Source organism: Acidovorax sp. BLS4 (genome assembly GCF_032929295.1).
Lineage (GTDB): Bacteria > Pseudomonadota > Gammaproteobacteria > Burkholderiales > Burkholderiaceae_C > Paracidovorax.
Genome location: NZ_CP136797.1, coordinates 1326359 through 1346824, shown reverse-complemented (window position 1 = coordinate 1346824; position 20466 = coordinate 1326359). Strand labels below are relative to the sequence as shown.

General features: G+C 68.5%; 12 protein-coding genes. 6 read left to right on the top strand and 6 right to left on the bottom strand.

The genetic code is table 11. The features are described from left to right. Positions 1 to 29: 29 nt before the first annotated feature. Both R1Z03_RS06175 and R1Z03_RS06170 read right to left on the bottom strand, forming a co-directional pair. Positions 30 to 3434, bottom strand: a complete 3405-nt coding sequence (locus tag R1Z03_RS06175; RefSeq protein ID WP_317357779.1) for a UvrD-helicase domain-containing protein — start codon at positions 3432 to 3434, stop codon at positions 30 to 32. Between the two features lie 10 nt (positions 3435 to 3444). Beyond that, positions 3445 to 6012, bottom strand: coding sequence for a PD-(D/E)XK nuclease family protein (locus R1Z03_RS06170; RefSeq protein ID WP_317357777.1), 2568 nt, complete (start codon positions 6010 to 6012; stop codon positions 3445 to 3447). 109 nt (positions 6013 to 6121) lie between these two features. Here R1Z03_RS06170 and trxA point away from each other — a divergent pair, with 109 nt between their 5' ends. Next, on the top strand, positions 6122 to 6454 hold the full coding sequence (gene trxA / locus R1Z03_RS06165; protein ID WP_272568977.1) for a thioredoxin TrxA: 333 nt from the start codon (positions 6122 to 6124) through the stop codon (positions 6452 to 6454). Positions 6455 to 6718: 264 nt separating this feature from the next. After that, a complete protein-coding gene (rho, locus tag R1Z03_RS06160; RefSeq protein ID WP_272547856.1) occupies positions 6719 to 7981 on the top strand; it encodes a transcription termination factor Rho in 1263 nt (420 codons plus the stop codon). Between the two features lie 108 nt (positions 7982 to 8089). Here the strand turns inward: rho and R1Z03_RS06155 are convergent, their stop codons facing one another. After that, positions 8090 to 9499, bottom strand: coding sequence for a CoA transferase (locus R1Z03_RS06155; protein WP_372588237.1), 1410 nt, complete (start codon positions 9497 to 9499; stop codon positions 8090 to 8092). A gap of 100 nt (positions 9500 to 9599) precedes the next feature. Between R1Z03_RS06155 and R1Z03_RS06150 the strand changes: the two genes are divergently transcribed. Then, positions 9600 to 10814, top strand: coding sequence for a citrate synthase family protein (locus R1Z03_RS06150; protein ID WP_317357774.1), 1215 nt, complete (start codon positions 9600 to 9602; stop codon positions 10812 to 10814). Here R1Z03_RS06150 and R1Z03_RS06145 read toward each other — a convergent pair. Both R1Z03_RS06145 and sbcD read right to left on the bottom strand, forming a co-directional pair. Further along, entirely contained in the window at positions 10778 to 14239 is a 3462-nt protein-coding gene (locus tag R1Z03_RS06145) for an AAA family ATPase (RefSeq protein WP_317357772.1), read from the bottom strand. The two genes, R1Z03_RS06150 and R1Z03_RS06145, sit on opposite strands and share 37 nt — an antisense overlap. Continuing rightward, a complete protein-coding gene (sbcD, locus tag R1Z03_RS06140) occupies positions 14236 to 15456 on the bottom strand; it encodes an exonuclease subunit SbcD (protein WP_317357770.1) in 1221 nt (406 codons plus the stop codon). The genes R1Z03_RS06145 and sbcD overlap by 4 nt, the downstream gene beginning before the upstream one ends. Positions 15457 to 15597: 141 nt before the next feature. On the opposite strand from sbcD, the gene R1Z03_RS06135 reads away from it, so the two are divergent. The 3 genes from R1Z03_RS06135 to R1Z03_RS06125 all read left to right on the top strand — a co-directional run bounded on the left by R1Z03_RS06135 (position 15598) and on the right by R1Z03_RS06125 (position 19108). Continuing rightward, positions 15598 to 15858 carry a type B 50S ribosomal protein L31 gene (locus tag R1Z03_RS06135; RefSeq protein WP_272568968.1) on the top strand — a complete coding sequence of 87 codons (261 nt, stop codon included), beginning with the start codon at positions 15598 to 15600 and terminating at the stop codon, positions 15856 to 15858. 176 nt (positions 15859 to 16034) lie between these two features. Further along, complete coding sequence (locus tag R1Z03_RS06130; protein ID WP_317357767.1) at positions 16035 to 17750, top strand: hypothetical protein; 1716 nt, start codon at positions 16035 to 16037, stop codon at positions 17748 to 17750. Continuing rightward, on the top strand, positions 17750 to 19108 hold the full coding sequence (locus R1Z03_RS06125) for an MATE family efflux transporter (RefSeq protein ID WP_317357766.1): 1359 nt from the start codon (positions 17750 to 17752) through the stop codon (positions 19106 to 19108). Before R1Z03_RS06130 ends, R1Z03_RS06125 begins: the two co-directional genes overlap by 1 nt. Here the strand turns inward: R1Z03_RS06125 and phoR are convergent. Continuing rightward, the gene (gene phoR / locus R1Z03_RS06120) at positions 19071 to 20444 is read right to left on the bottom strand and encodes a phosphate regulon sensor histidine kinase PhoR (RefSeq protein ID WP_317357764.1); all 1374 of its coding nucleotides are present in this window, start codon (positions 20442 to 20444) and stop codon (positions 19071 to 19073) included. The genes R1Z03_RS06125 and phoR overlap by 38 nt on opposite strands. Positions 20445 to 20466: the final 22 nt, after the last annotated feature.

Below are 20466 nucleotides of genomic sequence, written 5' to 3'. Positions count from 1 at the left end.
AGTCCGGGAGCCTGCAGCGCGCCGCGCCATCAAAACAGGGCGCCCTGCACCGGAGCCGTAGCCGGCGGTGGCGGTGGCGGTGGCGGTGGCGGTGGCGGTGGCGGTGGCGGTGGCGGTGGCGGTGGCGGAGTCTCGCCGCCCACCTCCACCATCCGCCCGTCGCCGGTGAGGAACGCCGCGCGCACCGCGTGGCCCGGCATCTGGGCCTGAACAGCTTCGCGGTAGCGCGCCAATTGGGCCATCAGATGGGGGCGGCGCTCGGGGTCCGCCGCGCTTTTGTAGTCGAGCACCCACCACACCGGCCCGCCGCCGGAATCGACGCGCCGCACCAGCCGGTCGATGCGCAAGGTCTGCCCGGCGTGAACGATGGTGGCCTCGTTCACCGCCCGATCGACCGCGTCGGCCTGCCATGCCCAGGCGCCCTCGCCGCCCAGGATGCGCTGGGCCATGCCGGCGGCCAGGGTGGCGGACTCCGGCGCCAGGTCGAAGTCTGCCGCCAACCGTGCCAGCCGCGTGGCGGGCCATCCGCCGCCGGAAGGGGCCGGCCCGCCGGCGGTGGCCATGGCGGCCTGCTCCAGCAACTGGTGCATGGCCTCGCCCTGGCGCGATGCCGGGGTGGACACGGCCACCGCCGGCACGGCCGGGCCATCGGGCTCCGGCCTCGGCGGCGGCGACCAGGCCGGCAGTTCGGCCAGCAAGGCATGGTCCTGCGCCCGCCCATGGTTTTGCGGCAATGATGCTTCGCCGGCCGGTTCGGCCAAAACGTTCTCTTCCTCATCCTTCAACAGGGGCGCCAGCCGGTTCCACCAACTGCCGAGCGCCGAAGACGAGGGTTGTACCGACGAGACCGCCAGGCAGTGCTTGGCCCGCGTCATGGCCACGTACAGGGTGTTGAGTTCTTCGCGCTGTCGCTCGGCCTGTTCGGCGGCGAGCATGTCCACCGCGCTGGGCGGCGGCGTGCTTTCGCTGGCGAGGAAGACGAAGCGGCGCGGCAGTGGCTCTTCACCCGGCCAGTCCACCAGCACGCCCATGGTCTCGGCCTTTTGCGGGCGGGTGTCGGTGTCCAGCAGCAGCACGCTGTGCGCTTCCAGGCCCTTGGCGCCGTGCACGGTGAGCAGGCGCACCGCCTGCGCGTCCACCCGGCCCGGCGCGCGCTGGCCGGCGCGCTTCATCGCCCGGACGAAGGCGTAGGGCGTGAGGTAGCGCCCGCCGTCGATCTGCAGCGCGGCCGACAGCAGCGCGCGCAGGTTGGCGAGCACGCTGGCGCGCTGGGTGGCGGGCGCGGCAGCGGCATAGCGGGCCAGCACGTCGCGGTGGGTGTAGAAGGCCTGCAGCGCGTCGTGGGGCGGCAATGCGTCGAACCAACCCTTGTATAGAGCCAAATCGACCCCCAGGGCAATAAAGTCCAGGGCATTATGCTCACTTTTTAATAGCAAATCGAGCCAGCTGCATTCGAGGTTCTCCGGCTGGCGCCGCCACAGCGCCAGCCGCACGAGCGTGTCGTCGCCCACCCCGAACAGCGGCGAGCGCAGCGCGCGGGCCAGCGACAGGTCGTGGCCCGGCGAGACCAGCGCATCCAGCAGCGCCACCACGTCCTGCACCTCGGGCGCCTCCGCCAGTTCGGCTTTTTCGGGCTGCACGCAGGGCAGGTGCAGGTCGCGCAGCGCGTCCTGCATGGCGGCCAGCCGGTCGCGCTTGCGGGCGAGCACCATCACCTCGCGCGGCGGCACGCCGTCGGCGATGCGCCCGGCCACCCAGCGGGCGGCCTGCGTGCATTCGCGCATGCGCAGGGTTTCCTCGGCCTCGTGGCGCGGCTGCGTGAGGCTGTCGCGCCACGCCATGGGGTCGAAGGCAGGGCCCGCGCCATCATCGGGCGCAGTGATCGCGGGCAGGCGCAGCCGCATTCCCGGGTCGGTGGACTCGGTGGTGTGGTCGCGAAAGCCGGCGTATTCCCCCTGGCCCTGCGCGGCCTGCATGACGTGGTTGACCGCGTCGATCACGCCCGTCGCATTGCGGCGCGTGTGGTCGCAGCTCAGCAGGTCGCCGCCCAGGCCTTGGCGTACGAAGGCCTGCGCGGCGAGGAACACCTGCGGCTCGGCACGCCGAAAGCGGTAGATGCTCTGCTTGGGATCACCCACGATGAACACGCTGGGCGCACGCCCTCCGCCCGCGCCCACATAGCCCGACAGCCAGGCGTGCAGCGCCTGCCACTGCAGCGGGTTGGTGTCCTGGAACTCGTCCACGAGCAGATGCCGCACCCGCGCATCCAGCCGCTCCTGCACCCATCCGCTCAGCACCGGGTCGGACAGCATGACGAGCGCCGTGCGTTCGACATCGTTCATGTCCACCCAGCCGCGATCGCGCTTGAGGGCAGCGAATGCAGCCACCAGGGCGCGCGTGAGCCGGGCCATGCGGTGGTGGTGGCCCCAAGCCTCGTGCTGGCGGCGAGCCAGGCACAGGCGCTGCAGCTCGGCCTCGGCTTCCTGCGCCGCGGCGAACTTCTCCAGGTTCTTGCTGAGCCGGTCTTCCTTGGCCACGAAGAAGGCGCGGCGCAAGCGCTCCAGGCGCTCGTGCAGGTCCTCGCATGCGAAGGCATCGACCACTGCGTCGGCCGCCTTTTGCGGCGTCTTGTTGGATTCGGTGCCCAGGGCACTGGCGCGGGCCAGCCAGCGGGCGCGCGCCGCATCGCCCTCCAGCGCCTGGGCCGGGCTGTCCAGCCCCTGCAGGTCGGGGAAGTGCGCATGGAACGGCGGGACCGAGGCGTCGATCACGCCGGCCGCGTCCGCCAATTCGAACTCGATGCGCTTGGACAGCGCCGCGCCCAGGGCCTTGTGCGTCTGCGACCGCCCGTGCGAGGCCACTGCCGCGAGGTAGTCGGCATGCAGCGCGGCATCGTCGGCCACCTGCTGCAGGAACGGCGGCCAGACCTGGCGCACGGCCTCGGCGTCGTCCTCCAGCAGCTCGTAGTTGCCGGGCAGCCCGCGTGCGTGCAGCACCGCCAGCGGCGCCGTGCCCAGCAGCGCGGCGAACCAGCTGTGGAAGGTGCGGATCTGCACCGGCCGCCCGGATTCGAGCATCGAGCGGTACAGCGTCTGCAGCAGCACGCGCTTTTCCAGCGCGCGATCGGGCGGGATGCCGCGGGCGACCAGTTCCCGGGCCAGGCGCTCGGGCTCGGCCTGGGCAAACTCCTCCAGCCATTCCTGCAGGCGCTGGCGCATCTCGCCCGCGGCCTTGCGCGTGAACGTGATGGCCAGGATTTCGTGCGGCGCGCACCCGTCCAGCAAGGCACGCAGCATGCGGGAGACGAGCATCCAGGTCTTGCCCGCGCCCGCGCAGGCTTCCACCGCCACGCTGCGGTCCGGATCGCAGGCAATCGCATAGAACGCCTCGCGCGTGACCGGACGGCCGTTGTGTTCGTAGGCGGCCAGCGTCATGGTGCGTTCTTCATGCCCAGAAATCCTTGCGGCACAGGCCGCGCGCAGCGCAGTAGTCGCACACGGCGCCCTCGCCCAGCGCCGGCATGGCGGCACCGGCAGCGATGCGTTCGAAGTCGTGCAGGATGCCGTCCACCAGCTGGTCGCGCAGGGCCACGATGTCGGGCTGCTCGAAGGTCCGCGTGTCGCCGCGCTCGCCCACGTTCACGTAGGCGGCGCGCAGGTGGTCGTCGTGCAGCAGCGCGGCATAGAACGCCAGTTGTGTGTCCTCGGTACCGGCGGCCAGGCGCTTGCGGGTGACGGCTTCGTTCTCGGTCTTGTAGTCGATCACCAGCACGGTCGGTGCTTCGCCCGGTACGCCGGAGCGGACGGTATCGATGCGGTCGAGCAGTCCCACCAGTTGGAGCGGACCGAGCGACTGCGCCGAGCGCACCTCGGCCTGCCGGAAGGCAGCGCCCTGCCCTTCGTGGTCCTGCAGCCAGCGAAGGTAGCCGTCGCGCAGGGCCGGCCAGCCGGAGGCGAACGGCAGGAACTCGCCCGACGCCAGCCGCTGCGCACGGGTAACGGCCTCGGCCGCGGCATCCATGAGCGCGCGGCGCGCCGGCAAGGCTTCGTTGGGCGCCGCCTGCAGAGCCTCGTGGAAGTGCTGGAGCACGGCATGCAGCCAGTTGCCGAAATCCCGCTTGCCCACTTCGGCGCCCAGCTCGTCGGATTCCTGCAGGCCCAACTGGCGCAGCGCGAAGAAGCGGTAGGGGCAGTGGCGCAGATCGGAGTAGGCGGTGGAGGACAACTGCAGCACGGGCAGGGCCTCGCCCGTCGGCATCGGCCGGGGCACGGGTGCGAGCGGCACTTCGCGCGCACTTCGCGGATCGGTGCCGGCGCGGGCCTGCCCGTCCAGCGGCAGGGCCAGCACCAGCGGACTGGCCAGCAAAGGCTCGCCGCCCTCGTCGCCACTGCGCCACAGCACATCCACGTGGGCGGTGCACAAGGCATTGCGCCAGGCCGCGCGCTGGGCGGCCTCCAGCGCCTCGCGGGTGAGCAGGCCCAGGCCCTCGCGCTGCGCCCGGGTCCAGGCGCCGGGGGGCTCCGGAGCGGGCGGCAGGCGCTTTTCGTCGCAGCCGGGCACCACCAGCGTGGCGAACGGGCGCGCCAGGATCTGCGGCAGCGGCACGACGAACACCGAGGCGCTGCCGTCGTGGCCGGGCCGGTAGCGTGCGGCTTCGAGCACCTCGTCCACCCAGCGCGTGAACTCGGCCAGCGCCATGGGCCGCCCGGCGCTTGCCAGCCCCTCCAGATCGGAAGGCAACCCGTCCTGAAGCCGCAGCTCCGCCAGCACGCGCTCCCCCGCCGCGTCGGCCTGCAGCGCCTCCCATTGCCCCGTTGCCTGCAACAGTTCGCGCAATGCGGCCAGCCATGCCGCCAACGGCCTCGCGGCCTGCCACGGCGTGCGCCAGGCCTGTACCTGAGCGATGAGCGCTTGCACTGCAGCCGCTGCAGGCGGCATGGCATCGCTGCGTTCCTCGATGGCCGACCAGTGGCCGGTGCCGGCCCTGCGCAGCCATTTCTCGGCCGCGCCCACCGCCTGGGGACTGGCGGCCGGCACGTGCTTGAGCCAGTCCAGCACCGCGTCGGCGGAGGCGTTCCAGGCACATGCCCGCAGCGCCACCATGGCATGGGACGCCGCGCGCGTGGTGGACAAGGTCCAGCCGTTTTCGTCGTGCACGGCCACCCCGCGGCCCTGCAACAGCGCGCTGATGCGGCGCGTCAAGGCCCGGTCGATCGCGGCCAGGGCCAGCGGAGCCTGGCCCTGCGCCAGGCGGTGCAGCACGCACGCCGCCGCGCGTTGGGCTTCATCCTCGGCATCGGCGGCCTCGTGCAGGAACACCTCGCCGAGCGCGGGAAGCGCCGTTTCACGCGGCTCACCGAGCGGCAGGGACAGCGCGCGGTCGCCCCACCGGGTGCAGAGCGTCTTGGCCAGCGGATCGGCCTGAAAGCCGCCGAGCACCACCAGCGCATCCACGGCCGATCGCGTGCCCGGCTCGAACAGCACGTCCGTTGCGTGGCGGGAGGCCAGCACCCATTCGAGGGCGATGCGCGCCACCGCCGCCTCGTAGCGCAGTGCCGCGCCGTCGCCTGCGGTGGGCATCGATTCGCGCGCGCCCACCGCCCAAGCGTCGCGCTCGGACGGCGGCACGGCGCAGACGACGCTGGCCAATTGGGCCGCCGCCTCCAGCAGCGGCGCGGCCAGCACGTCGCGCTGCTCGGTCAGGCCGACCCGGTCGAGCAACGCGCGCGCCGTGAGGGTGTCGCGCCCCATGTCGTGCGAGAGATCGTCGCCTTCCGGCACGAAAGGGGCGATGCGGGAGGCCCAGTTCCGGGTGGTCTCGAAACGCGGCGCGAAGCCGTCGGGCACGCAGCGCGCCCATTCGCGCTGCGCCTCGGCCATGAGCTGGGCGTACGGCACCAGCACCACGGTGGCCGCGGGGTGCGCGCCAGTGCGCCGGATGTGGACCTGCACCCGGTCCAGCACCGGGCCCCAAACGCTGCCGGGCGCATCGTTTTTCGCTATGACTGTCATAGCGGTGGAGGCCGCGGCCACACCGTGGGGCGGGAAATATCTTTCTGTCACAATCCCCTGACTTTATCCGGACCCGCCCACCTCAACTTGCTCCACAAAGGAATGTGCCATGGCAAGCGAACTCATCAAACACCTTTCCGACGCCAGTTTTGAAACCGATGTGCTGCAACCGGGCACCACGGTGCTGGTGGATTACTGGGCCGAATGGTGCGGCCCCTGCAAAATGATCGCGCCCATCCTGGACGAAGTCGCCAACACCTACAAAGACAAGCTGACCGTCGCCAAGATGAATGTGGACGAGAACCGCGAAGTGCCTGCCAAGTTCGGCATCCGCGGCATCCCGACCCTCATGCTGTTCAAGGACGGCCAGCTGGCCGCCACCAAGGTTGGCGCGATGAGCAAGACGCAGCTCACCGCGTTCATCGACCAGCAACTGGCCTGATTGGTGGCTTTCGGGGCTGGCGCGGGCGGCGGCCTGGTCCGCAGCACGCCACCCCGCCCGCAAGCATTGTTCGATGGCAGCCATCTTGCTGCCCGGGCCTTGGCAAACCGGTTTTTTTTCCTGTCATAATCGCCGCAGATCATCGCGTCCGCATGCACTGGCGGCCGGTTCCAGATCCCCAGGCCATCCGAGGTCCGCAAACAGCGGCAGCCCGGCTCCCGGCCTCCCCCCTGATTCAAATCCGCTCCGTTCAGGAGTCACCCCATGCATTTAAACGAACTCAAGGCACTGCACGTGTCCGAAGTGCTCAAGCAGGCCGAAGAGCTGGAGATCGAGAACACCGGGCGCATGCGCAAGCAGGAGCTGATGTTCGCGATCATCAAGAAGCGCGCAAAGGCCGGTGAGCAGGTCTTCGCCGACGGTGTGCTGGAAATCCTGCCGGATGGCTTCGGCTTCCTGCGCAGCCCCGACACGAGCTACACCGCCAGCACCGACGACATCTACATCTCGCCCAGCCAGGTCCGGCGCTTCAACCTGCACACCGGCGACATGATCGAAGGCGAAGTGCGCACCCCCAAGGACGGGGAGCGATACTTTGCGCTGACCAAGCTCGACGCGGTCAACGGCGGCCCGCCGGAGCAGAACAAGCACAAGGTCATGTTCGAGAACCTGACGCCGTTGTTCCCCAAGGAGCAAATGAAGCTCGAGCGGGACATGAAGGGCGAAGAGAACATCACCGGCCGCATCATCGACATCATCGCCCCCATCGGCCGCGGCCAGCGTGCACTGATCGTCGCACCGCCCAAGAGCGGCAAGACGATGATGATGCAGCACATCGCGCACGCCATCACCGCCAACAACCCCGACGTTCACCTCATGGTCCTGCTCGTTGACGAGCGCCCTGAAGAAGTGACCGAAATGCAGCGCACCGTGAAGGGCGAAATCATCGCCTCCACCTTCGACGAGCCTGCCGCACGCCATGTGCACGTGGCCGAGATGGTGATCGAGCGGGCCAAACGCCTGGTCGAATTGAAGAAGGACGTGGTGATCCTGCTGGACTCCATCACGCGCCTGGCCCGTGCCTACAACAACGTGGTGCCCTCCTCCGGCAAGGTGCTGTCGGGCGGTGTGGATGCCGCTGCGCTGCAGCGCCCCAAGCGCTTCTTCGGCGCGGCGCGCAAGGTGGAAGAAGGCGGTTCGCTGACCATCATCGCCACGGCGCTGGTCGACACCGGCAGCCGCATGGACGAAGTGATCTTCGAAGAATTCAAGGGCACGGGTAACAGCGAAATCCACCTGAACCGCCGCCTGTACGAAAAGCGCGTGTTCCCGGCCATCGAGCTCAACAAGAGCGGCACCCGCCGCGAAGAGCTGCTGCTGCCGCCCGAGATCCTGCAAAAGACCCGCATCCTGCGCCAGTTCATGTACAACATGGACGAGATCGAGTCGATGGAGCTCATGATCAAGAACATGAAGGCGACGAAGACCAATGTGGACTTCTTCGACATGATGCGCCGCGGCGGTTGATTTTTTGCCGTCCGTACTTGGTGGCTTGCGCCGCTCTCGTGTACATCCAAAAGCCCCGCAGGCCATCCGGCCTGCGGGGCTTTTTGCTGAAGGCAGCGCCCTTTTCCGTCAAGTACCGGACCACGCCGCGGCGGACGATCCCAGTGCAGGTGCAGCCAATTCCCAGTGCATCGCCATGCCTTCGATGGACAGCGGCGCCAGCAAGCGCCTAGCTGGCCCCCAGGCGGTGGCTTCGATCTCCGGAGACTGGTCATGCAAGGCCTCGGGCAACAGCGGCTCCCGGTCCAGCGACGACGGCGCCTGTGCCAGCCAGTGGGCGGTTCGCGCCAGCGACGCCCGTACCTCGCAGCCCTGACCGGTCTGCCGGCGGTGCGCCAGCGCCTTCAGGGCCGCGGCCGCCATCAGGTAGCCGGTGGCATGGTCGATGGCCTGCACGGGCAGTGGCACCGGCACCTGCCGCCCGGTCCGGCGCATGCCTTCCTCGGCAATGCCGGTGCTCATCTGGATGAGGCTGTCGAAACCCCGGCGTCCGCGCCACGGGCCGCTCCACCCGTAGGCGTCAAGCGATACGTCGATCAATCCGGGATGGACCGCGCGCCGCCACGAAACGCCCAGCCCCAGCCGCTCCAGGGCCTGTGGCCGCAGCCCGTGTACCAACACGTCGGCCTGGCGCAGCAAATGCTCGAACACCGCGCGGTCGGCGGCGTGCCGAAGGTCCAGGCGCGCGCAGCGCTTGCCCAAAACCACCTCGGGCACGGTGCCGGGCTCTTCCCAGCCCGGCGGGTCGATGCGCAGGACCTCGGCACCAAAGCCGGCGAGGAAACGCGTCGCCACTGGCCCCGCCAGGATGCGGGTGAGGTCCAGCACACGCACGCCATGCAGCGGGCGCTGCGTCGTTCCCACCCAGGCGCGCTCGGGCCCCTGCGCGCCAAAGGCCACGTGGAGCAAAGGCTCCGCCTGGACAGCCTCTCCCTGCGGATGGGATGACCATTCGTCCAGGCTTCGCATGGCCGCGGCACAACCGCCCTGCTCCACGATGGCGGACTCCAGATCGCTCGCACGCCAGCGAGCGACCGCCTGGGCCGCCGACTCCCGGTCCGTCACCCCGCCGAGCACCGCCAGCGCCGCGGTACGGTGGTGCGGCGCATTGGTGTGCAAGCGGATCCATCTATCCGCAGCTTGGTAGTCGCCTGCGATGGCATCCCACAGCGGTGCCAGGGCCCAGCCGATCGGACGCAACGATCCACCGAACCAGAAGGACGCCAGCCGCCGATCCACCCGAACCTGCGGCACCAGTGCGCGGGAAGGTGCCGCGACCTCCGCCAATGCGAGACCGGCCACCGCCATCGAGGCACTGGCCAGGTCGGTCACGGGAAAGACCGATGGCAATTGCCCAGCGCCCGTGAAAGACAGCGCATCCATCGGATCGGTTGTGCCGCCCAGGCCCTTCCACAGCGTGCGCGCGAAATGGGTGAGTGACGCAGAAGGGGGCAAAGGAGCGGAGGAATGGGTGGACATGGCAGGCCTCAAAAACGATGCATCAGACTAGATCAACCCATTAAATTGTCAATATTGATTTATATTTTCAACATGAAACCATTCCACACCAGGAGTCCCGATGCCTGTCTACCTCTCCGCCCCTGAGGCCGCTGCCCGCCTCGGTGTTTCCCGACAGACGCTCTACGCCTATGTGAGCCGGGGCCTGCTGCCAGCCCACGCGGGAGACAGCACCCGCGAGAGCCGATACCTGCAGCAGGACGTGGAACGGCTCGCCGGCCAGCGCACGCGGGGCCGCAAGCCGAAGGAGGTGGTCAAGGCGGCGCTGGACTGGGGCTTGCCGGTGCTGGAGTCCTCCATCACATTGATCGAGGATGGGCAGCTTTACTACCGTGGAGAAAACGCCATCCCGCTGGCAGCCGCCTGCACCGTGGAAGACCTCGCAGCCCGGCTGTGGCGCTGGCCCACCGCATCCGCTTTCGGCTCCGACACGCCTGCCTGGCCCCGGGCCATGGCGGCATTGCAGCCCTGTCTGGCCGGGCTGCGGCCCGAAGACAAGCTGCTGCCGCTCTTTGCCGCGGGCAGCGAGGACGTCCACACCGCTGTGTGGCAGACGTCGCCCGAGCGGCTGGCACAGGGATGCGGTGCGCTGGTGCGGCTGCTGGCCGCGTGCCTGCTGGGCACGGCACCCCAAACGGCCCCGATCCATCAACAATGCGGCGCGGCATGGGGGCTGGACCCCAAGGGGGCGGACCTCATCCGCCAGGCGCTCGTGCTTTGCGCCGACCACGAACTCAACGCGTCCAGCTTCACCGCCCGCTGTGTGGCCTCCACTGGCGCGAGCCTGCGGGCCGCGGTGATCGGTGGTCTGGCCGCGCTCACGGGCAGCAAGCACGGCGGCACCACCGCACGCGTGGAAGCCCTCTGGGACGAGTTGGACAACGCCGTGCCAGAACAACGCCTGCGGCAGCGCCTGGCACGGGGAGAGGACCTGCCAGGCTTCGGCCACCACCTTTATCCGCAAGGGGATGTGCGCGCCGAATGCCTGCTGCGCCCACTGCTGCCGCACAACGAACGCTTGCAGCGCTGGATCGCGGAGGCCCAGGCCTTGACAGGCCAACGGCCTTCGATCGATTTGGCGCTGGTCGCCCTTCGGCGCCATCTGGCGCTTCCGGAAGGAGCGGCCTTCGGCCTGTTCGCCCTCGGGCGGTCCATCGGCTGGGTGGCCCATGCGCTGGAGCAGCGCGAAAGCGGGCAGCTCATCCGGCCGCGCGCTGCGTACAACGGACCGCGGCCGGCTCAGCCCACGGAGAATCGCCGCTCCAACGCGCTGTAGCCCAGGCCGACGCCCTTGTGCACGCGAATCTGCACGGGGATGCGTTCCTTGAGGGCCTCCACGTGGCTGATGATGCCGATGGTCTTTCCGCTGGCGTTGAGGGTGTCGAGCGCATCCAGGGCGGTCTCCAGTGTTTCTCCATCCAGCGTGCCGAATCCCTCGTCAAGAAAAAGCGAGTCGATGCTGGCCTTGTGGCTCACCAGGTCGGAAAGCGCCAGCGCCAACGCCAGGCTCACCAGAAAGCTCTCGCCGCCCGACAGGGTGCGGGTGTCGCGGGCCACATCGGCCTGCCAGGTGTCGATCACCTCCAGCTCCAGTTCGCCCGCAGAGCGGCGGCCCAGCCGGTAGCGCCCGTGCAGCCGCCCCAGTTGGCGATTCGCCAAATGCACCAGGTGGTCCAGCGTGAGGCCCTGAGCGAACTTGCGGTATTTGGCGCCATCGGCAGAGCCGATCAGCCCATTGAGGTGCTGCCACAGATCATGGTCGGTCTCCTGGGCCTGGATCTGTGCCAACAGCGCTTGCAAGCCATCGCGGCGCTGCGCATCGTCTTGCAGCCGGCTCGCGATGGCACCCTGCTGCTGCTGCGCCAAGGTGAGCTCAGCCTCCCACTGCGCCATCAGCGCGGTCAGATCCTCTGAACTCCGCTCGGTGAGGGGCAGGGCTTGCAGCTCCGCCAAGGCTGCGTCAGCGGCAGCCTGCAGGGCGTTCGCCTCGGTCAGCGCCTGCTGCCGCTGCCCCAGCCGTGCGCGCAGCGCTTCGCGCTCCGGCTCGGCCATGCCCGCCGCGTGAAAAGCGGTTTCATCGGCGAAGGGGCTGAGCGAAAACGCCTGCGCCCAATCCTGCTCGGCCTGGACCTGGGCCACCTGCACCTCGGCATGCCGGCGCTGCAAGGACTCCAGCATGCCTTGCAGCGTGGCCAGCTCGTTCTCTGCCGCACGCCAGAGCGCCTCGGCTTGTTCGACTGCCTGTGCCAAGTCTGCGGGCCCGGATTCGGGATCTTCCCGCAGCAGGGCATCGACCTCGGCCCGCGTGCCAGACGCTCCCACGGCCGCCCAACGCTGGGCGGCCTCCCCCGCCATGTCGGCCACCTGTTTCAATGCCGACTCACTGGCCGCCAATGCCTGAAGGCGCGCTTGCGCCGCCTGCCACGCGCGATGTTCTTGCACACGCTGCTGCAGCCAGTCCGCCCCATCGCTGGGCAGCGCGTAGCCCAACGTTTGCAATTGGCTCGCCAGCGCCGCTTCGGCCTCAGCGTGCTGGCTCTGCTGCTGTTGGAGGTGCCGCGCCAACTCGTCCGCACGCCCTCGGGCCGCCTGCAGATCCTTGTCCGACAGGGCCCGCTGCTGCAGGGCCGCGCGCTCGGCCTGTTCGGCCTGTTGCCATGCGGACAGCGTCTCGTCGAGCCGCGTTCGTGCCTGGACGATCTCCGCCCATCGCTGTTGCGCGGCTTCCAGCTCGGCCGCGTACCGGGCCTGGGTATCGACAATGGCCTGGGCGTCCACGGCATCCACCGGCCAGTCAGTGGCCGCGCAACATGCCTGCCACTGCGCCAGCCACTGTGCCAAAGCCTGCTCTCCTTCGGCGATCTGCTGCGCCGCCTGATCGCTCTGCGCCTGCAGCGCGGCCAGGCGGGAGCGCCGCGCCTGCCCTTGCTCGGTCACCTCGTCGCGCTGCGCGCGCAGCATCTCCAGTGCGGACTGGGTCGCGGAAACGTCCAGCGCCTCGTAGGCGTCGACGGCGGGATGGGTGGTCGATCCGCACAGCGGACAGGCTTCGCCCGGCTGCAAATGGCTGCGATGCGCCTCCAGGGCCTGAATGCGCTGCTCTTGCGCCAGGAGCTTTTCCTGGTCCTGCACTTGCCGGTGCAGGCTGGCATAGCGATCGCGCAGCGACTGCACGGCCTGCGCTTCGTCCGCCTCCTGCCGCTGCCGCTCCGTCTGGGCCGCCATCCATTGCGCCTGGCGCGTTCGGGATTGCTGCCATGCGCTCAGGCTCTGGCCCAGGCGCTCCCAGGCATGGCTGCGCTCCAGCAGTTGCAACGGGGCATCGCGCCATGCGGATTCTTCACGCCCCATCGTCAGGCGCTCATGGGCATGGCGCGCTGCCTCGGCCTCCTGTTGCGCCTGGTTCAAGGCCGCAGCAGCACGTTGGCATGCCTGTTCATGGCCGGCGCGTTGTGCCTCCAGGGCCTGACACTCACTGCCTTGTTTTTCCTGGCGCGCCCGGGTTTCGGCCATCGCCTGCAACCGGTGCGCACGGGCGCCGAATTGCTCGCGCCATCCGCTCAACCATTCCCCCAATTGGGCGTGCTGGGGCAACGCCGCGAGTTCTTGGGACAGCGTCTGGCGGGCCCGCACAACATCCTGCCATTCGTTTTCGCGCAACCGGGCCAGGCGCTGGCTGTCGCATTGCACCTGGCGAAGCGCTTGGGCGCAGCGATCCACCGCCTGACCATGCCGCACCTGCGCGTCATCCCGTTGCCGAACCACGGCCACCGCATCGTGCCGCGCGGCCTGCCATGCGACATGGACCGGCTGCAGCCGCGCAGCGGGCTCGCTGGCGGCAAGGCGCAGGCGCTCTTCGGCACCGGCATCCCATTCGGCCTGGGCCTGCTCCCGATGCCGCACCGCCTCGTCACGCCGCATCTGGGCGCGGTCCTTGTCCGCCAGCCACTGGCGCTCGCGGGCGGTGGCCTGTCGCTGCGCCTGCAGCAAATCGGCATGCAAGGCAAGGCGGCCGGCTTCGCCCGCCAGCGTGGCGCGCGTGGCCTCGTCCAGCAACTCCACGCCACCGGCACGGGCCCGCAGTTGCTCCAGCACCGTGCGCGCGTCCCGTGCACTCTCGAACACCCGCTGCGAAATCTGCCCGTAGATATCGGTCCCCGTCAACTCCTCCAGCAACTCCGCACGCTTGCCAGCGCTGGCTTCGAGGAAGGCCGCAAAGCCGCCCTGCGCGAGCAGCATGGACCGGGTGAAACGCTCGAAATTGAGCCCGGTGAGCACTTCCGTCTGGCGCAGCTTGTCCTGCACCCTGGTGGTCAAAATTTCGCCTCCGCCGTCGCCGCGGACCTGGGCCACCAATTCCACCTGCACCTGCTGCAAGGCCCCATCGGGCTTGCCGTGTGCCCTGCGCTGGCTCCAAAACGACCGGTAGCGGGCGCCGCGAACTTCGAACTCCACTTCCGCCAGGCATTCCGCGGTGTGCCGGGTCATGACCTCGTTGCCCCCTTGGGACACGCCAGCGATGCGCGGCGTCTGGTGGTAGAGCGCCAGGCAGATCGCATCGAGGAGGGTGGTCTTGCCCGCCCCGGTGGGGCCGGTGATGGCGAACAGGCCGTTGCCGGCAAAAGGTGCCGCGGTGAAGTCGATGCGCCATTCGCCTTTGAGCGAATTCAGGTTCTTGAGGCGCAGGCTCAGGATTCTCATGGCGCGGGCCTTTCCTGCAGGTCCGCCAGGACGGTCCGATACAGCGCCGAAAGCCGCTCCTGCAGTGCCGGTTCGAGCGATTGGGCCGCCAGCCGGCGGGCAAAGACTTCTGCGGGGCCCAGTTCATCGAGGGTTTCTCCCGCAGCGGCATCCAGCGCGGTGGGAAGCACATTGCGGGCCCTGCGCACACGCAGGATCTGGATCGGCAGGCCTTCCGCCATCTGGGCCACGCGCACCTGCAGATCGGCAAGGTAGTCGTCATGGGCCACTTCCACCTCGACCCAAACCGGTAAAGAGTCGCTTGCGCTGCCGGCGGCAGCGGCAAATGCCGCCGGCAGTTCCGACAGGCGGCCGCGCACGCTGGCCAGCGGCTGAAAGCAGGGCACCGGCAGCGGCGTCACGGACTTCAGGCCCGCCAGGTCGAAATCGACCAGCAGCACTTCCTTGCGCTGGCGCGCCTCGTCGAAGCTCAGCGGTATCGGCGATCCGCTGTAGCGCACATGCTCTAGCCCTCCGACCTTTTGCGGCTGATGGATGTGGCCCAGGGCGATGTAGTCGGCCGGTGGAAACGCGTTGGTGGGAAAGGCTTCCAGCGTGCCCACATAGATTTCGCGCACCGATTCGCTGGCGCTGGCGCCAACGGTGGTGAGGTGCCCCGTCGCCACGATGGGCACGCCGCCCAGCGCGGCGCTGCGCTCGACGGCCAGGGCATGCAAGGCCTGGTAATGGGCACGGATGGATGCCTGCAACGCCAACTGCTTGTCGGCCGCGCTTTGCCCGGGCTGGCTCAGCAGCAGGTCCCGCGGGCGCAAGAACGGCACGGCGCACAGCACCGCTCCCGGCACGCCAGCGCGGGTTTGGAGCACCAGCACCTGGTCTTCGGGCCGCTCCGCCATGCCTGGCACCACCCGCGTATTGAGATGCGCGAGCAAGCTGCGGCTTTCGCCGAGCACGGAAACGGAGTCATGGTTGCCGCCCAGCACGACGAATTGCGCCCCGGCGTCACGCAACGCCAGCACGCAGTGGTTGTACAGTTCGCGCGCATAGCTTGGAGGGGCGCCGGTATCGAAGACGTCGCCTGCCACGATCACGGCGTCCACCGCTTGCGCGCGGACCTGCTGCGCCAGCCAGTCGATGAAAGCCAGGTGTTCGGCTTGTCGTGTCTGGCCCATGAAGTGTTGGCCCAGATGCCAGTCGGAGGTATGCAGGAGGCGCAATTCGTGGCTTTTGGAGAAGTTCTGGAATGGCAATGGTCTCACTTTGGCAGGCCTATGCAATAATCGAAGGCTAATTTCCGCGGAAAGTGCGACGCAATGGGTGCGGCGTGGCTACCGCAGCAGCCCTGAAAGGACCATGCCATGAAAGAAGGCATTCACCCCAATTACCGCGAAGTGTTGTTCGTGGACCTGTCCAACGGTTTCAAGTTCGTGACCCGCTCCTGCGTGAACACGAAGGAAATGGGCAAGACCGATGACGGACGCGAACTGCCTCTGTTCAAGCTGGACACCTCCAGCGAATCGCATCCCTTCTACACCGGTACGCAAAAGTCCGTGGACAACATGGGCGGCCGCGTGGAGAAGTTCCGCAACCGCTTCGGCAAGACGACCGCAGCGAAGTAATCGGCGGACAACGATGTGTGCAGGCCCTGGCCTGCGGTGCCGCAAGGCAGCCGGCCTGCTACCGCAGGCCGACAACACCGTTTGAAGAAAGGCAGCCCGGCTCGACCGCGCTGCCTTTTTCTTTGTCTTTTTGCCCGTATTCTCGGGCGTCCTTTTCCGCCATCAGAACGAGCCGAGTGATCCACCCCACCCCTGCCATCGTCACCCAAGGCGCAGTCCGCCCGCTGCCGCGCTGGGCGCTCTTGCTGCTGTGCCTGGCGTATGTGGTGCCCGGGTTTGTCATGCGAGACCCCTGGAAGAACGCCGACGTCACCGCGTTCGGCTACATGCTCGAGCTGGCGCACGGCACAACGGCGTGGCTGTCCCCTTCGCTGGCCGGAATGCCCCCCGAAACGGAAGGCCTGCTGCCCTATTGGCTGGGGGCGCTGGCCCTGCAGATCGCGCCCTCCTGGCTTTCACAGGAAATGGCAGCGCGGCTGCCCTTCATTGCCCTGCTGGCAGCCACCCTCGTAGCCACCTGGTACGGCGTTTACTACCTGGCAAAAAGTCCGGGTGCCCAGCCGGTGGCTTTTGCATTCGGCGGCGAGGCCCTGCCCGCCGACTACGCCCGCGCCATGGCCGACGGCGGATTGCTGGCCCTGCTAGCCTGCCTGGGCCTGGCGCAGCTGTCGCACGAGATCACCAGCTATCTCACCCAACTGGCCTGCACCGCCCTGCTGTTCTTTGCGGCATCGGCCCTGCCCTATCGCACCGCACTGCCCACGGCGGCCGCCGCGCTCGGGCTGATCGGACTGGTGTTGAGCGGGGCGCCCACCATGGCCGCCCTGCTCGGCGCGGGCAGCGCCTTGCTGGTGCTGCGCACAGCCGACCACGAACCGCGTTCGAGCCGCACCTGGGCGCTGGCCTTGCTGGGCCTGACGGTGGTGGCCGCCTTGCTGGCCTGGAAGCTGAACCTCTGGCGCTGGCGCATCGTGGGCAGCGCAGAGGGCGCGAAGGATTGGCAAAGCCTGCTGCGCCTGCTGACCTGGTTCGCGTGGCCGGCCTGGCCGTTGGCATTGTGGACCCTGTGGCGCTGGCGCCACCAGATCACCAGCCGCGCCATGCACCGCCATCTGCTGCTGCCGTTGTGGTTCACAGCGGTCACGCTGGGCGCCACCATCACCACCCAGCCCGCCGACCGCGCCTTGCTGCTGGGGCTGCCGGCCCTCGCGGCGTTGGCGGCGTTCGCGCTGCCCACACTGCGCCGCGCCATCGCTTCGCTGATCGACTGGTTCACCCTGCTTTTCTTCAGTGCTTCCGCCATCACGATCTGGGTGATCTGGCTGTCGCTGCAGACGGGCGTGCCGTCCAAACCGGCGGCCAACGTGGCCCGTTTGGCTCCCGCGTTCGTGCCACACTTTTCGGCGATTGCTTTCACCCTCGCGCTGATCGCCACCGCGGCATGGTGCGCTCTCGTGTGGTGGCGTGCCTCGCGCGACCGGGCCGTGATCTGGAAGAGCCTGGTGCTGCCTGCCAGCGGCGCCACGCTGGGCTGGCTGCTGCTGATGACGCTCTGGCTGCCACTGCTCGACTATGGTCGCAGCTATCGCCCGCAGATCAACAGCCTGATGGCCGTGCTGGGCCCGCAGCCAGGCTGCATCATCACCCATGGCCTGAGCCGCGCCCAGGTGGCGGCGCTCCAATACCACGGCGGCCTTTCGCTGCAGCCGACCGACGGCCGCCGGCTGCCGGCTGCGTCCGATTGCCAGTGGCTGGTGGCCGACAGCGAAGCCCAGCCACCCGGCGGCGATATTGCCTCGCCGCCAGAGTGGTCGCGAGTGACTCAGCTCCCCCGGCCCACCGACAAGAACGACCAACTGTTGGTGCTGCGGCGCGCGGCCACGCTGCGGTAATGTCCGAACGCGCCACCATCGCGCGGCATGCCGGCACCGTGCTGGCCGGGCAGCTGGCGGTCATGGCGTTCGGCGTCACGGACACCATCGTGGCCGGCCGGCATTCCGCCGCCGCCCTGGCGGCCCTGTCGATCGGGTCGGCGATCTACGTCAGCATCTATGTGGCGCTCATGGGCGCGCTGCAGGCCCTCCTGCCGGTCTGGGCCGAGCAGCGCGGAGCGGGAGAACGGGAAGGCATCGGCCGAACGGTGCGGCAGGCGCTGTACCTGTGCGCCATCGCCTGCGCGATGGGCATCGTGGTGCTGGTGTCGCCCGGCGCCATCCTGCGGTGGACCCAGGTACCCGAAGCGCTGCGCACCGTGGTGGGCAGCTACCTGGGCGTGCTGGCACTGGCACTGCCCCCGGCCCTTCTGTTCCGGATCTACAGCACGCTCAACCAGGCGCTGGGGCGCCCCCAGCTGGTCACCTGGCTGCAGGTGGGCTCGCTGCTGGTCAAGATTCCCTTGTCGATCTGGTTCACCTTCGGCGGTGCCGGGCTGCCAGCGCAGGGCGCAGTAGGCTGCGCTTGGGCCACCCTGGTGGTCAACTACGCGTTGCTCGTTGTGGCGGCCTGGCTGCTGAACACCCAGCCGCTGTACACGCCGCTCGAACTGTGGCGGCGGCTGGAAAAACCGGACTGGGCGCAGATCGGCCGCTTCGCCCAATTGGGCGTCCCGGCGGGGCTGGCCATTTTGGTGGAGGTGACGTCATTCACGCTGATGGCGCTCTTCATCGCCCGGCAAGGCAACATCGCGGCAGCAGCGCACCAGATCGCGTCCAACCTCACCGCCGTGCTGTACATGGTGCCGCTGTCGTTGTCCATTGCCACCAGCGCACGGGTGAGCTTCTGGCGCGGGTCGGGCGACGAATCCCGCGCCCGTGCGGCAGCCTGGATGGGTTTTCGCCTCTCTGCCGGAATAAGTATTGCCTTGGCAGCTATGCTTTTCATAGCAAAAGGGCATATCGCACCGTTCTACACGTCTTCGGACCAAGTCGCCTGGCTCACAGCCTCACTGCTGGTCTGGGTATCGATCTATCACGTCGCAGATGCGCTGCAAACGGTCTGCGTTTTCGTCCTTCGCTGCTACCGCATTACGCTTGCGCCGCTGGTCGTCTATTGCGTGCTGCTGTGGGGCGGCGGACTGACCGGCGGTTACCTGCTGGCCTACGAAGGTGCCCTGGGCTGGGAGGCCCTTCGATCACCGTCGGCATTCTGGGGGGCCAGTGCCGCGGCCCTCATCACGACCGCCATGGTGTTCGTCACGATGCTGGCCAGGGCGCTCAGGCCTGGGCAACCGCTCCCGCCTCCAGCACAGTGACCGGGCGGCGGCTCTGCACCCGGCCCGCAGGAAAGGTGACGGAAAAGACCGAGCCCTTCCCTACCGTGCTCGAAATGTCGAGCGATGCCGAATGGCGCTGCAAGACATGCTTGACGATGGCCAGCCCCAGGCCCGTGCCCCCGGTCTCGCGCGAGCGGCTGCGGTCCACGCGGTAAAAGCGCTCCGTCAAACGGGGCAGATGCACCGCCTCGATCCCCGGGCCGGTGTCGCGCACCGTAAAGCGTGCGCCGCCATCCTCCAGCGTCAGCCATTCGACGGTGATGGAGCCACCGGCAGGGGTGTACCGGACCGCGTTGCCGATGAGGTTGGACAAAGCGCTCTGCAACTCGGCCGGCACCCCACCCAGCTGGCCTGCCGCGCGCATGGTTTCCAGCGAAGGGAACTGGATCGTGTGCGGCCGGGGCTGGTTCTGGGTGAGCAAGGCGGACAGGCCGCGGGCCTCGTCCTCGCAACGCCGCAGCAGCACCTCCACCGGTGTCCATTCGGTGATGCCGGGCAACGGGCTCCCTTCCAGCCGCGACAGGGTCAGCAGGTCCTGCACCACGCTTTGCATGCGTGCTGCCTGCTGAGACATCATGCCCAGGTAGCGCGAACGCTCTTCGGTGGAGAGCGGCAGCGTTTGCAGCGTCTCGACAAAGCCGGTCAAGACGGTGAGCGGGGTTCGGATCTCATGCGACACGTTGGCGACGAAATCCCGGCGCATGGCTTCTGCCTGCTCGAGCGCCGTCACGTCGCGCGACAGCAGCAGTTTGCGCCCGTCGCCATAGGGGTGGAGGTGCACCGAGATGCGCACCGGCCGGGAGGCCGTGCTGTCGCGGCCTTGCAGCACGACATCGTGTGAAAAATCCTGGCTGGAATAGTAGGCGCTGAAGTCCGGATCGCGCACCAGGTTGCCGATGGATTGCATGACGTCGCGCTGCGCGTCGAACCCGAACTGGCTGGCGGCGATGTGATTGCACCATTCGATGCGCCCCTCACCGTCCAGCAGCACCACGCCGTTGGGCGTGGCCTGGAGCGCCGCCAGAATTTCCTGCAGCCGTGCGTCGCTTGCGGCCACTTCCGCCTGGCTTTGGCGCAGCAGCCGCCGCGCGCGATCGGCCGCCTCGCCCCACAGGCCACGCAGGTTGGGCGCCCGGGCCAGATCGCCCTCACGCAGCCACGCCACAACGCGCGCGCCGCGCAACAAATCCCAGATGAACCACACCCAGGCCGCCAAAGCCGCCGCCAGCATCGCCCCCCACGGTCCGCCCTGCCACCATCCCACAGCCAGACCCGCCAACTGAAAGGAGAAAAAGAAGAAAAAGCGCCAAGCCATGTCGTGCAGTACGGGTCAAAGG